The sequence below is a fragment of the Streptomyces cahuitamycinicus genome, assembly GCF_002891435.1.
Lineage (GTDB): Bacteria > Actinomycetota > Actinomycetes > Streptomycetales > Streptomycetaceae > Streptomyces > Streptomyces cahuitamycinicus.
The window spans coordinates 17,277-29,789 of record NZ_POUC01000053.1; the positions used below are offsets into that span (position 1 = coordinate 17,277).

13 protein-coding genes are annotated in these 12,513 nt (G+C 69.4%); 11 read left to right on the forward strand and 2 right to left on the reverse strand.

What is annotated here, in order from left to right; all coding sequences use genetic code 11:
* Window positions 1-56 precede the first annotated feature (56 nt).
* The 8 genes from C1J00_RS10285 to C1J00_RS10320 all read left to right on the forward strand — a co-directional run bounded on the left by C1J00_RS10285 (window position 57) and on the right by C1J00_RS10320 (window position 9,251).
* Window positions 57-857, forward strand: coding sequence for an enhanced serine sensitivity protein SseB C-terminal domain-containing protein (locus C1J00_RS10285; RefSeq protein WP_102908734.1), 801 nt, complete (start codon window positions 57-59; stop codon window positions 855-857).
* Between the two features lie 400 nt (window positions 858-1,257).
* Window positions 1,258-2,256, forward strand: coding sequence for an ABC transporter permease (locus tag C1J00_RS10290; protein WP_102908735.1), 999 nt, complete (start codon window positions 1,258-1,260; stop codon window positions 2,254-2,256).
* 77 nt (window positions 2,257-2,333) lie between these two features.
* Entirely contained in the window at window positions 2,334-4,085 is a 1,752-nt protein-coding gene (locus C1J00_RS10295; RefSeq protein WP_180989489.1) for an ABC transporter substrate-binding protein, read from the forward strand.
* Window positions 4,086-4,154: 69 nt separating this feature from the next.
* Window positions 4,155-5,162: an ABC transporter permease gene (locus tag C1J00_RS10300; RefSeq protein WP_102908737.1), complete on the forward strand. Its 1,008-nt coding sequence runs from the start codon at window positions 4,155-4,157 to the stop codon at window positions 5,160-5,162.
* The gene (locus C1J00_RS10305; protein WP_102908738.1) at window positions 5,159-6,253 is read left to right on the forward strand and encodes an ABC transporter ATP-binding protein; all 1,095 of its coding nucleotides are present in this window, start codon (window positions 5,159-5,161) and stop codon (window positions 6,251-6,253) included. Before C1J00_RS10300 ends, C1J00_RS10305 begins: the two co-directional genes overlap by 4 nt.
* The gene (locus C1J00_RS10310; protein ID WP_102908739.1) at window positions 6,250-7,509 is read left to right on the forward strand and encodes an ABC transporter ATP-binding protein; all 1,260 of its coding nucleotides are present in this window, start codon (window positions 6,250-6,252) and stop codon (window positions 7,507-7,509) included. The genes C1J00_RS10305 and C1J00_RS10310 overlap by 4 nt, the downstream gene beginning before the upstream one ends.
* A gap of 70 nt (window positions 7,510-7,579) precedes the next feature.
* Window positions 7,580-8,254: a trimeric intracellular cation channel family protein gene (locus C1J00_RS10315; RefSeq protein ID WP_102908740.1), complete on the forward strand. Its 675-nt coding sequence runs from the start codon at window positions 7,580-7,582 to the stop codon at window positions 8,252-8,254.
* A 136-nt stretch (window positions 8,255-8,390) separates the two neighbouring features.
* A complete protein-coding gene (locus tag C1J00_RS10320; RefSeq protein ID WP_102908741.1) occupies window positions 8,391-9,251 on the forward strand; it encodes a thioesterase family protein in 861 nt (286 codons plus the stop codon).
* Between the two features lie 284 nt (window positions 9,252-9,535).
* On the opposite strand, the gene C1J00_RS10325 is transcribed toward C1J00_RS10320, so the two are convergent.
* Window positions 9,536-10,174 carry a TetR family transcriptional regulator gene (locus C1J00_RS10325; protein WP_102908742.1) on the reverse strand — a complete coding sequence of 213 codons (639 nt, stop codon included), beginning with the start codon at window positions 10,172-10,174 and terminating at the stop codon, window positions 9,536-9,538.
* A gap of 116 nt (window positions 10,175-10,290) precedes the next feature.
* On the opposite strand from C1J00_RS10325, the gene C1J00_RS10330 reads away from it, so the two are divergent.
* The 3 genes from C1J00_RS10330 (at window position 10,291) to C1J00_RS10340 (ending at window position 12,075) form a co-directional block, all read left to right on the forward strand.
* Entirely contained in the window at window positions 10,291-10,455 is a 165-nt protein-coding gene (locus tag C1J00_RS10330; protein WP_102908743.1) for a hypothetical protein, read from the forward strand.
* 43 nt (window positions 10,456-10,498) lie between these two features.
* Complete coding sequence (locus tag C1J00_RS10335; RefSeq protein WP_102908744.1) at window positions 10,499-10,765, forward strand: DUF4190 domain-containing protein; 267 nt, start codon at window positions 10,499-10,501, stop codon at window positions 10,763-10,765.
* 140 nt (window positions 10,766-10,905) lie between these two features.
* On the forward strand, window positions 10,906-12,075 hold the full coding sequence (locus C1J00_RS10340; RefSeq protein WP_102908745.1) for a cysteine desulfurase family protein: 1,170 nt from the start codon (window positions 10,906-10,908) through the stop codon (window positions 12,073-12,075).
* Window positions 12,076-12,102: 27 nt separating this feature from the next.
* Here C1J00_RS10340 and C1J00_RS10345 read toward each other — a convergent pair.
* On the reverse strand, window positions 12,103-12,513 hold a 411-nt coding region (locus tag C1J00_RS10345; protein WP_146046169.1), incomplete at its 5' end, for an N-acetylmuramoyl-L-alanine amidase.

The following is a 12,513-nucleotide window of genomic DNA, read 5'->3' on the forward strand; positions in this document are numbered from 1 at the left end:
CCCCCGCGGGCTTAAGCTAGGGCACCGTTGAGGCGTTGTACGAAGGGGCGGTAAAGGTGAGCGCGAGCGGCACGGCCGCGGCCGGACAGGTCGAGCACATGCTGCGCCAGGTCACGCCCGGGCGTTACGACGCCTACGAGGCTCTCCTGCGCGCGCTCGCGACCCCGCACACCGGCCAGATCTGGATGCTCCTGTGGCACGGCCAGGCCGGCTCCCCGGACGCCCAGTACGGAAACATGGACGTCGACGGCCACGGCTACGCCCCCTGCGTGACCTCCGCCCAGGAGCTCTCCGCCAGCGGCTGGAACCGCTCCTACGAGGTGGTCGACGGCGTCGACGTCGCCCGCGCGCTCTACCCCGACCACTACGGTCTCTGGCTCAATCCGCACGCCCCCGGCGGCGGCGTCGGCATCCCCTGGCTCGACCTGCGCCGGATCGCAACCGGCCTGGACCGCCAGCCCGCGGGCCCCCTGCGGCTGTCCGAACCCGCCATCGAGGTCCCGCAGTTCTACGCCCTGCTCGCGCAGAACGCCCACCGCACCCCGGCCGTCCGCTCGCTGCGCCGTGCCTGGGTGCAGCCCGCGCTCGGGGCGCCGTACCTCGCCATCGGACTGGACGTGTACGACACCTCGCCGCCGGCCGTGGACTCCGTGCGCGCGATGATGCAGCAGTCCCTCGGCGCCGTGCCGGACGGGCTCCCCGTGTCGACCGTCGCGATGTCCGACGAGCACGACCCGGTCGCCATGTGGCTCCGCGCGAAGGCGCGCCCCTTCTACGACCGCGAGGCCCACGCCACCGCCCCCGTTCAGGCCCCGGCCTCCGGCTACGGATACCCGCCGGCCCAGGGCAGGTACTGACCCGGACCGGATCGGCCGTCGCCACAACGGCCGTTGCCGCGTCGGCCGTTGCCGCGTCGGCCGTCCAGCCGGCGGGCGACGGGTGCTTTGCGCGCGATATGCAGGTTTCAACGCCGTATCGTCCGGACCACGTGCTCGCGTGTCCGGATAACGGAATCCCCCAGTCGGCATCACGGTTGCGCATACTTTCTCCACCAGGCCTGGCGTGTGATCGTAAGCGCGTTGAAGACTCGCCTCTCAGGCGCGAGGCCGTCGATCCTGTGAGCGCTACCGAGCGAAGGATCGGCCTGACGGTGGCCGTACCATCTGCGGACGCCACGCCATCGCCACAGTGGATCAAGCCGCCGACAATGGTGGGCAAGGGGGCCGGTGACCACCGGCGAGAAGGGGCAGGGCACTTGTGACGGCACCGATCGAGACCACCGGATCGCAGGCCGAGGCCCAGCCGGAGGCCGTGCTGGCGGGTGTGAAGTCCCGGCACATCGAGGGACGGTCTCTCGGGCAGATCGCCTGGACCCGTTTCAAGCGCGACAAGGTGGCGGTGGTGGGTGGCATCGTTGTCGTGCTGCTCATCCTCGTGGCGGCGCTGTCCCGTCCGATCCAGGCGCTGCTGGGCCTCGACCCGAACGCCTTCCACCAGGACCTGATCGATCCGAACACGTCCCTGCCCAAGGGTGACTTCGGAGGGATGAGCTGGGACCACCCGCTGGGCGTCGAGCCGAAGTTCGGCCGTGACATCCTCGCCCGCATCCTGGAGGGCTCCTGGGTCTCCCTGGTCGTCGCCTTCGGTGCGACGCTGCTGTCCGTCGTCATCGGCACCGTCATGGGCCTGGTCGCCGGCTACTACGGCGGACGGGTCGACACCGTCGTCAGCCGGCTCATGGACACCTTCCTCGCCTTCCCGCTTCTCCTCTTCGCCATCGCCATCTCCGCGACGCTCCAGGGCGGTGCCTTCGGCCTCGAGGGACTGCCCCTGCACATCTCAGTGCTGATCTTCGTCATCGGCTTCTTCAACTGGCCGTACATGGGGCGCATCGTGCGCGGTCAGACCCTGGCCCTGCGCGAGCGGGAGTTCGTCGACGCCTCCCGGGGGATGGGGGCCGGCGGCCCGTACATCCTCTTCAAGGAACTGCTGCCCAACCTCGTCGCGCCGATCGTCGTCTACTCGACGCTGCTCATCCCGACGAACATCCTCTTCGAAGCCTCGCTGAGCTTCCTCGGCGTGGGCATCCAGCCGCCCCAGGCGTCCTGGGGAGGAATGCTCAACCAAGCCGTCGACTTCTTCGAGGTCGACCCGCAGTACATGATCGTTCCCGGCCTCGCGATCTTCATCACGGTGCTGGCCTTCAACCTCCTCGGTGACGGCCTCCGGGACGCACTTGACCCCCGCAGCCGCTGACGTCCGCGGCTGCGACGCCCGGCTGCGTCCCGAACGTCCCGCCCAACTGTCCAACTACGAAGGGGAATCCGACCATCATGCGAAGGTCAGCAATGGCCGCGGTTGCGGTCGCCAGTAGTGCCGGCCTGCTTCTTGCGGGCTGCAGCAAGGCCGACGAAGGCTCCGACACTCCCAAGGGCGCCGGTGCGAACGCCGCGACCAAGGGAGTGGTGAACACGTCCACCCACAAGGGCGGCACGGTCACCTACGCGAGCTCCGACGCTCCCGAGTCCCTGGACCCGGGCAACATGTACTACGCCTACGGCTACAACTTCAGCCGTCTCTACGCGCGTCCGTTGATGACCTTCAAGCCCGGTCCCGGTGAGGCGGGCAACGAACTCGTCGCGGACCTCGCCGAGGGCAAGGGCACGCCCAGCGACGGCGGCAAGACCTGGACGTACAAGATCCGCCAGGGCGTCAAGTACGAGGACGGGACCGCGGTCACCTCGAAGGACGTCAAGTACGCCGTGGAGCGCTCGAACTTCGCCCGTGACGTGCTCTCCCTCGGTCCCAACTACTTCCAGCAGCTGCTGGACGACCCGGACAAGTACGAGGGCCCTTACAAGGACAAGAGCGACAAGGGCCTCTCGTCCATCGAGACCCCGGACGACCACACGATCGTCTTCCACCTGAACAAGCCGTTCTCCGAGTTCGACTACCTGGTCAGTGCCCCGCAGACGGCCCCCGTGCCGCGGGCCAAGGACACGGGTGTGGACTACACCAAGAAGGTCGTCTCCTCCGGCTCGTACAAGTTCGAGAAGTACGAGGAGGGCAAGCAGATCGTCCTGGTCCGCAACCCCGAGTGGGACGCCAAGACCGACCCGCTGCGCAAGCAGTACCCGGACAAGATCGTGGTGAACCTCAAGGTCAACAAGGCCACGATCGACAAGGACGTGATGTCCGGGGACACCATGATCGACATCCAGGGCACCGGTGTCGACGCGCAGACCCAGGCGCAGATCCTGAACGACAAGGCCGAGATGGCCAACACGGACAACGCGCCGGGCGGTCGCCTGATCTACGCGGCGATCAACACCAAGCTGGCGCCGTTCGACAAGGTCGAATGCCGCAAGGCCGTCGAGTACGCGATCGACAAGACCGCCGTTCAGACCGCGATGGGCGGCCCGATCCGCGGTGACATCGCCACCACCGTCCTGCCCACCGACGTCACGGGTTACGAGAAGGCCGACCTGTACGCCACCAAGGACAGCAAGGGCGACGTGGCCAAGGCCAAGGAGCAGCTGAAGGCCTGCGGCAAGGAGGGCGGCTTCAAGACCTCCATCTCGGCCCGCACCGACCGGCAGGGCGAGGTCGACGCGGCCACCGCGATCGTCGGCGCGCTGAAGAAGGTCGGCATCCAGGCGGACATCAAGCAGTACCCGTCCGGCAAGTACTTCTCCGACTACGCGGGCGTGCCCAAGTTCGGCGAGAAGAACAACATCGGCCTGATGATGATGCAGTGGGGTGCCGACTGGCCGACCGGCTACGGCTTCCTGCAGCAGATCGTGCACGGCAAGGCCATCAGCCAGTCCGGTAACAGCAACCTGTCCCAGCTGGACAACCCCGAGATCAACAAGCTGCTGGACGACGCGATCGGCAACACCGACGAGGCCGCCCGCACCAAGGCGTACACCGAGGTCGACAAGAAGGTCATGGAGCAGGCCGCCATCGTTCCGCTGACCTACTTCAAGGTCCTGCTGTACCGCACCCCGCACGCCACCAACCTGGTGTCGTCGTCCGCCTGGAGCGGTCAGTACGACTACCTCAACGTCGGTACCGCCGAGAAGTAGCCCCGGAAGGCAGGTGAAGGCATTGGCGCCCGCGGAGTTCGTCCTCCGCGGGCGCCGGCGCCGGTCCTCGTGATCTCGTACATCATCCGCCGGACGATCGCGGCATTGCTCCTGCTGCTCGTCGTCACCGCGGTCACCTTCGGCATCTTCTTCATCCTGCCGAAGCTCGCAGGGCAGACCCCCGACCAACTGGCGCAGCAGTACATCGGCAAGAACCCCACCCCCGAGGACATCGCGGCGGTCAAGCGGAACCTCGGGCTGGACCAGCCGGTCTACGTCCAGTACTGGGAGTTCATCAAGGGGATCGTCTCCGGCGCCACGTACGACCTCGGCCCCAGCACGGTCCGCTGTGACGCCCCCTGCTTCGGCTACTCCTTCAAGGACCACATCGAGGTCTGGCCCCAGCTGACCGAGCGACTCCCGGTCACCCTCTCGCTGGCCGTCGGCGCCGCCGTGCTGTGGCTGGTCGGCGGTATCGCGGCCGGAGTGGTCTCCGCGCTCAAGCCGGGCTCGTTCTTCGACCGGTCCGCCATGGGCGTGGCGCTCGCGGGCGTCTCCCTGCCCATGTTCTTCACCGGTCAGCTGGCCTTGCTGCTGTTCAGCTACAAGCTGGAGATCTTCGGCAGGACGTATGTCCCCTTCACCGAGAACCCCTCCCAGTGGGCCAACACCCTGTTCCTGCCGTGGTGTTCGCTGGCCCTGCTCTACTCGGCCATCTACGCCCGGCTGACCCGCTCGGGCATGCTGGAGACAATGAACGAGGACTTCATCCGAACCGCCCGGGCCAAGGGCCTGCGCGAGCGCAAGGTCGTGGTCCGACACGGTCTGCGGGCCGCGCTGACGCCACTGGTGACGGTCTTCGGCATGGACATCGGCCTGCTGCTCGGCGGTGCCGTCATCACCGAGACGGTGTTCTCCCTGCACGGCATCGGTGAGTACGCGGTCCAGGCGATCACCGCCAACGACCTGCCCCCGATCCTCGGGGTGACCCTGCTCGCGGCGTTCTTCGTCGTCTTCATGAACCTTGTGGTGGACCTGCTGTACGCCACGATCGACCCGCGGGTGAGGCTCTCGTGACCGAACTGTCCAAGACCGAGGCCGCCGTCGGCGAGCCCACGCCCGCAGGCGGGACCCCCCGGGCCTTCCTGGACGTGCGCGACCTCAAGGTGCACTTCCCCACCGACGACGGCCTGGTGAAGTCCGTCGACGGCCTCTCCTTCCAGCTGGAGAAGGGCAAGACCCTCGGCATCGTGGGCGAGTCCGGCTCCGGCAAGTCCGTGACCTCGCTGGCCGTCCTTGGTCTGCACCGCCTGGGCAACCGGGGCAAGAACGTGCAGATGTCCGGGGAGATCTGGCTCGACGGCAAGGAGCTCGTCTCGGCGAGCCCCGACGAGGTGCGCCGGCTGCGCGGCCGCGAGATGGCGATGATCTTCCAGGACCCGCTGTCCGCGATGCATCCGTACTACACGGTCGGCAACCAGATCGTCGAGGCGTACCGCGTCCACAACAAGGTCGACAAGAAGACCGCCCGCAAGCGTGCCGTCGAACTGCTCGACCGGGTCGGCATTCCCGAGCCTGCCAAGCGCTTCGACAACTACCCGCACGAGTTCTCCGGCGGTATGCGCCAGCGTGCCATGATCGCCATGGCCCTGGTCAACAACCCGGAACTGCTGATCGCGGACGAGCCGACCACGGCCCTCGACGTCACCGTGCAGGCGCAGATCCTGGACCTCATCCGGGACCTGCAGAAGGAGTTCGGCTCCGCGGTCATCATCATCACGCACGACCTCGGCGTGGTCGCCGAGATCGCCGACGACATCCTCGTGATGTACGGCGGGCGATGCGTGGAGCGCGGCCCGGTCGACAAGATCTTCTACGAGCCGCAGCACCCCTACACCTGGGGTCTGCTCGGTTCGATGCCGCGCATCGACCGGGCGCAGACCGACCGGCTCATCCCGGTCAAGGGCCAGCCGCCCAGCCTCATCAACGTCCCGTCTGGGTGCGCGTTCCACCCGCGCTGCCCGTACGAGGACGTCCCCGAGGGCGGGGTCACCCGCACCGAGCGCCCGGAGCTGCGCGAGGTCGGCGGCAGGCACCACGTCGCCTGCCACCTGTCGCAGGAAGACCGCAGCCGGATCTGGACCGAAGAGATTGCGCCGAAGCTGTGAGCGAGACTGAGACCCGGGCCGGGACGTCGGCCGCGCGGACCGAGAAGCCGGCCGCAGACGAGAAACCGCTGCTCAAGGTCGAGGGACTGGTCAAGCACTTCCCCGTCAAGAAGGGCCTGCTGCAGCGGCAGGTCGGGGCGGTCAAGGCCGTGGACGGCATCGACTTCGAGGTCCGCCGCGGCGAGACCCTCGGGGTCGTCGGCGAGTCCGGCTGCGGCAAGTCGACCATGGGCCGTCTCATCACCCGGCTGCTCGAACCCAGCGGCGGGAAGATCGAGTTCGACGGTACGGACATCACGCACCTCGGCACGAGCGGGATGCGCCCGTTGCGCCGCGACGTGCAGATGATCTTCCAGGACCCGTACGGCTCGCTGAATCCCCGGCACACCATCGGCACGATCGTCTCCGCGCCGTTCAGGCTCCAGGGCGTCGAGCCGGAGGGCGGGGTCAAGAAGGAGGTCCAGCGCCTCCTGGAACTGGTGGGTCTGAGCCCGGAGCACTACAACCGCTATCCGCACGAGTTCTCCGGCGGTCAGCGTCAGCGCATCGGCATCGCCCGGGCGCTCGCACTGAAGCCGCGGATGGTCGTGGCGGACGAGCCGGTGTCCGCGCTCGACGTGTCGATCCAGGCGCAGGTCGTGAACCTGATGGACGACCTCCAGGACGAGCTCGGCCTGACGTACGTGATCATCGCCCACGACCTCTCCGTCGTACGCCATGTGTCCGACCGCGTCGCGGTGATGTACCTCGGCAAGATCGTCGAACTCGCCGACCGGGACGCGCTCTACACGTCGCCGATGCACCCGTACACCAAGGCACTGATGTCGGCGGTGCCGATCCCGGACCCCAAGCGACGTACGGCGAAGAGCGAGCGCATCCTGCTGCGCGGTGACGTGCCTTCACCGATCGCCCCGCCGAGCGGCTGCCGCTTCCACACCCGGTGCTGGAAGGCGACGCAGATCTGCACGACGACCGAGCCGCCGCTGGCGGAGCTGCGGCCCGGCCAGCGGGTGGCGTGCCACCACCCGGAGAACTTCGAGGACCAGCAGCCGCAGGACACGGTGCTGCTGTCCGTGGCCAAGGAGGCGGCGGCACTGGTAGCCGACGAGGTGCTGGCCGAGTCGGCGCAGACGTCGGCGGCGGTGGCGGCGGAGCGGGAGCCGGAGGCCTCCGGAGAGGCTGCCGAGACGGAGGCGGAGGCCTCCGCGGAGGAAGTGACGAAGAAGTCTGCCTCCAAGGAGCCCGAAGGCAAGTGACCCGGCCCTGCCGGAGCGCCTCTGCCTTGAGAATCAAGGCAGAGGCGCTCCGGCAGGTAAAAATGTTCGGGTGCTCCAGCAACTCTTCAGCCCGTCCGTCCAGCACACGCTCGACCTGATCGGCATCTTCGTCTTCGCGATCTCCGGCGCCCTGCTGGCCGTGCGCAAGAACTTCGACGTGTTCGGCATGGCCGTCCTCGCCGAGGTCACCGCGCTGGGCGGCGGGCTCTTCCGCGACCTGGTCATCGGAGCCGTACCGCCCGCCGCCTTCACGGACCTGGGGTACTTCCTCACCCCGCTGCTCGCCACGCTCCTCGTCTTCTTCCTGCACCCGCAGGTCGAACGCATCCAGGTCGCGGTGAACGTCTTCGACGCGGCCGGCCTCGGCCTGTTCTGCGTCGTCGGCACGATCAAGGCGTACGAGTACGGGCTCGGCCTGACCGCCTCGGCCGGACTGGGGCTGACCACCGCCGTGGGCGGCGGTGTACTGCGGGACGTGCTCGCCAACGAGGTGCCCTCGCTGCTGCGCTGGGACCGCGACCTGTACGCCGTCCCGGCCATCGTCGGCTCGGCCCTCGCCGCCCTGTGCATCCGCTACGACGCCCTGAACCCGCTCACCAGCTCTCTCGCGGTGATCACCGCCTTCGTACTGCGCCTGCTCGCGATGCGGTACCACTGGCGAGCTCCGCGGGCGTGGCACCGGCGCTCGACGGTGAGCGAGGAGGAACAGCCCGTCCTGCCGTGACGGGCCGGGCGTGAGTCGGACACTCACCGAAGATGCCCCGTGTCTCACCAGGGTGACCAGGCATGATCAGGCACGCCTCAGGGCATGCGTCCAGGCAAAGCTACCGCTTAGTAGTGACATCTTGTACTGTTCAGCCATGCCAGAAGCAGCCACCGCCCCGGCCACCCGGGCCATGATCGGCGACAGCGAGTTCGACCGCGACACCGCGCTCACCCGCCGCGCACCCGGCGTCTACGACATCGACCTCTCCGCCGGCTGGACGATCATCAGCGCCGTCAACGGCGGCTACCTGCTGGCCGTCCTGGGACGCGCCCTCGCGGACGCCCTGCCGCACGCCGACCCGTTCACGATCTCGGCGCACTACCTGACCGCGTCGCAGCCCGGCCCGGCGGTCGTCCGCACGGACGTCGTCCGCACCGGCCGCACCCTGTCGACCGGCCAGGCCTCCCTCTTCCAGTACGACGACGAGGGCCGCGAGGTGGAACGCATCCGCGTGCTGGCCTCCTACGGCGACCTGGACACCCTGCCCGACGACGTCCGTACGACCGCCCGGCCGCCCGTGATCCCGCCGATGGAGCACTGCTTCGGCCCGGAAGACGGACCCGCCCCGGTCGACGGCAGCTCGGCCATCACCGACCGGCTGATGCTCAAGCTCGACCCCTCGACCCTGGGCTGGGCCCTCGGCCAGCCCTCCGGCAAGGGCGAGATGCGGGCCTGGTTCGGCCTCGCGGACGGGCGCGACCCCGACCCGCTCTCCCTGCTGCTCGCGGTGGACGCGCTGCCGCCCACCGCCTTCGAGATCGGACTGAAGGGCTGGGTCCCCACGGTCGAGCTGACCGTGCACGTGCGCTGCCGTCCGGCGCCGGGTCCGCTCCGGGTGTCGATCACCACGCGCAACCTCGCCGGCGGCTTCCTGGAGGAGGACGCCGAGGTGTGGGACAGCGCGGACCGGCTGGTCGCGCAGTCACGCCAGCTGGCGCGGGTCCGGCTGGGCTGAACTTTCCCTCGCTGCCGGGCGGTTCACAGGGCGGTCCCAGGGTCGGCCCGTACGGTTACGGCGCTGGTTGAGTGCTGGCCTCAGGGCTCCCTCGGCCTGGGCACGGCAGGGGCGGCGCGTCCGGCGAACGGGCGCGCCGCCCCTGTGCGTCGTGTCCCGTGCGTCGTGTCCCGTGCGTCGTGTCCTGTGTGTCGTGCCCTGCGCGGGTGCAGATGTGGGTGCGGGTGCGGGCGTGCGGGCGCGTTGCGCCTTGCGCCTTGCGCCTTGCGCCTTGCGCGAGGGTGTCAGTCCAGCCAGTGCTGCCGGCCGAGGCCGATCAGCCGCATCTGTCGGGTCGCCAGCTGTGTGACGTGCCGGGTCCGGTCCGCGCGCTCCTCCTCCGGCCCCTCCAGAACCTCCAGGAACAGCGACGCCGTGCTCAGCATCTGGTCGACGTAGAGGTGCGCGAGCATCAGCAGGTCGCCCTCGCCCCAGCCGCGCGACACCGGGTCCTCGGCCAGCTCGACCTCGACCTCCTGGGCGAAGCGGGCCAGTTGCTCCCGTATCGCCTCCCGGACCGGCTGGACTCCGCCATGTCGTTCACGGGCGATGAACCGGACATGGGCGGGGTACCCGTCGACGTGACGGGCGATCAGGTCGATGGCGCGCGCGACGCGTTCCTCCGGGTCACCCGTCGCGGACACCGTCGTCCGGATCATCGGGTGCAGGCTGCCCAGCGCCTCCTCGACCAGGGCCACGCCCAGATCCGCCGTGGAGCGGAAGTGGCGGTAGAAGGCGGTCGGGGCGACACCGACGGCGCGGGTGACCTCGCGCAGTCCCAGGCTGCTCAGGCTCTGCTCCTCCAGCAGCGCCAGGGCCGCGTCCAGGAGTGCCTGCCGGGTCTTCTGCTTCTGGGCCTGCCGGATGCCGAGGGTGTGACTCATGACATGCAGTTAACAACCGTTCTCTGGAATTGGAAAGTCATGAGAAGCGTTAGACTGGGAAGTCAGTGAACAAGTGTAACCATAATCGTTCACCGAGACTCTGGGGGCTGTTTCCCATGCTGTTCATCGTCGCCGCACTCCTGCTGCTGGGGGTCGTCCTGGGCACCGTGGCCCACGCGCCGCTCACCTTCTCCCTGGCCGCAGGCGCCGCCATCGCCGTCTGGCTCGGCATCTTCGCGGTCCGCGAGCGCGGCCGCCGACGCCACACCCAGGCCCACTGACACCGTCCGCCGCCCATCGAACCGACTCCGGGAGTCGATCATCATGCAGCTCACCGCTCCGGCCTCGCACCGCACCGGCATCCGTGACACCGACGGCATGGCCGTCGCGTCCTTCGTCCTCGGCCTGCTCGGTCTGCTCGTGCTCAACCTCTTCCTCGGCCCGATCGCCATCGCGCTGGCGAGCGTCGCCCTGTGGCGCGGCACCGAGCGCCGCGGCCGCGCATGGCTCGGCCTGGGCCTGGGCGTCGCCGACCTGCTGGTCCTCGCTGCCTTCATGGAGTTCGACAGCACGATCTCGTGGAGCTTCTGAGCCGCCGTCGGACTACCGTCCGCCGGTACGCCGCGGCCGGGCCCGAGGGCGACGTGCCGTCGCCGCGCCGGAAAGCGGTTCACGTTCGGCCAGCCTTGCTCTGAGGCCGGTCGAAGGGGAGCCGTAGAATCGGGCTCACCATGGCTTACCTCGACCACGCCGCGACCACCCCGATGCTCCCGGAGGCGGCAGAGGCGCTCACCGCGCAGCTGGGTGCCACCGGCAACGCGTCTTCCCTCCACGCATCCGGCAGGCAGGCCCGCCGCACCGTCGAGGAGGCCCGCGAGACTCTCGCCGAAGCCCTCGGCGCCCGCCCCAGCGAGGTCGTCCTCACCTCGGGCGGCACGGAGGCCGACAACCTCGCCGTCAAGGGCCTTTACTGGTCACGCCGTGACGCCGACCCGGCCCGTACCCGTGTCCTCGCCAGCCCCGTCGAGCACCACGCGGTTCTCGACGCCGTGCACTGGCTCGGCGAACACGAGGGCGCCACCGTCGAGTACCTCCCGGTCGACCCCCACGGCCGCGTCCACCCGGACACCCTGCGCGAGGCGATCGCCCGCAACCCCGACGACGTGGCCCTCGCCACCGTCATGTGGGCGAACAACGAGATCGGGACGATCCTGCCCGTCCGTGAACTCGCCGACGTAGCAGCCCGGTTCGGAGTGCCGCTGCACTCGGACGCCGTCCAGGCCTTCGGCCAGGTCCCGGTGGACTTCGCCGCCTCGGGCCTCGCCGCGATGACGGTCTCGGGCCACAAGATCGGCGGTCCCTACGGCATCGGCGCGCTGATCCTCGGCCGTGAGCACACTCCCGTGCCGGTCCTGCACGGCGGCGGCCAGGAGCGCCATGTGCGCTCCGGAACCCTCGACGTCCCGGCCATCGCCTCCTTCGCCGTCGCCGGGCGGCTGGCCGCCGAGCAGCGCGAGTGGTTCGCCCGCGAGATCGGCGCCCTGCGCGACTCCCTCGTCAGCGCGGTCCGTTCCGCCGTGCCGGACGCGATCCTCGGCGGCGACCCGGACCCGCAGGGGCGCCTCCCGGCCAACGCGCACTTCACCTTCCCCGGCTGCGAGGGCGACTCCCTGCTGCTCCTCCTCGACGCCCAGGGCATCGAGTGCTCCACCGGCTCCGCCTGCACCGCCGGCGTCGCCCAGCCCAGCCATGTCCTCCTCGCCACCGGCACCGACCCCGACCTGGCCCGCGGCACCCTGCGCTTCTCCCTCGGCCACACCTCCACCGAGGCCGACGTCGAGGCCCTGGCGAAGGCCATCGGCCCGGCGGTGGAACGGGCGAGGGCGGCGGGGCTGACCTAAGGGGCTTCAGGCAGCGGGCCCCTGCGCTCAGGCCGGTGTCGCGCGCGCCCGGCGCACCAGGCGCATGTACTTGTCCCAGTCCCAGTGCGGCCCCGGGTCCGTGTGGTCCGTGCCCGGGACCTGCACGTGGCCGATGATGTGCTCGCGGTCGACGGGTATGTCGTAGCGGGCGCAGATCCGGGCCGTGAGACGGGCCGAGGCCTCGTACATCTCGTCCGTGAGGTCCTGCGGGCGGTCCACGAAGCCCTCGTGCTCGATGCCGACACTGCGTTCGTTGTAGTCGCGGTTGCCCGCGTGGTAGGCCACGTCCAGCTCGCGGATCATCTGCGCGACGTGCCCGTCCTGGCGGACGATGTAATGCGTGGCCGCCTTGTGCCCCGGGTCCCGGAAGGCCCTCACAGCGCTGTCGAAGCTGCCCTGCGTGACGTGGACGATCAC

Excerpts from the sequence above, each read along its gene's own strand:
- C1J00_RS10295 (WP_180989489.1), top strand. The coding sequence starts at position 2,334 with ATGCGAAGGTCAGCAATGGCCGCGGTTGCGGTCGCCAGTAGTGCCGGC.
- C1J00_RS10320 (WP_102908741.1), top strand. The coding sequence starts at position 8,391 with ATGCCAGAAGCAGCCACCGCCCCGGCCACCCGGGCCATGATCGGCGAC.
- C1J00_RS10325 (WP_102908742.1), bottom strand. The coding sequence starts at position 10,174 with ATGAGTCACACCCTCGGCATCCGGCAGGCCCAGAAGCAGAAGACCCGG.
- C1J00_RS10330 (WP_102908743.1), top strand. The coding sequence starts at position 10,291 with ATGCTGTTCATCGTCGCCGCACTCCTGCTGCTGGGGGTCGTCCTGGGC.
- C1J00_RS10335 (WP_102908744.1), top strand. The coding sequence starts at position 10,499 with ATGCAGCTCACCGCTCCGGCCTCGCACCGCACCGGCATCCGTGACACC.
- C1J00_RS10340 (WP_102908745.1), top strand. The coding sequence starts at position 10,906 with ATGGCTTACCTCGACCACGCCGCGACCACCCCGATGCTCCCGGAGGCG.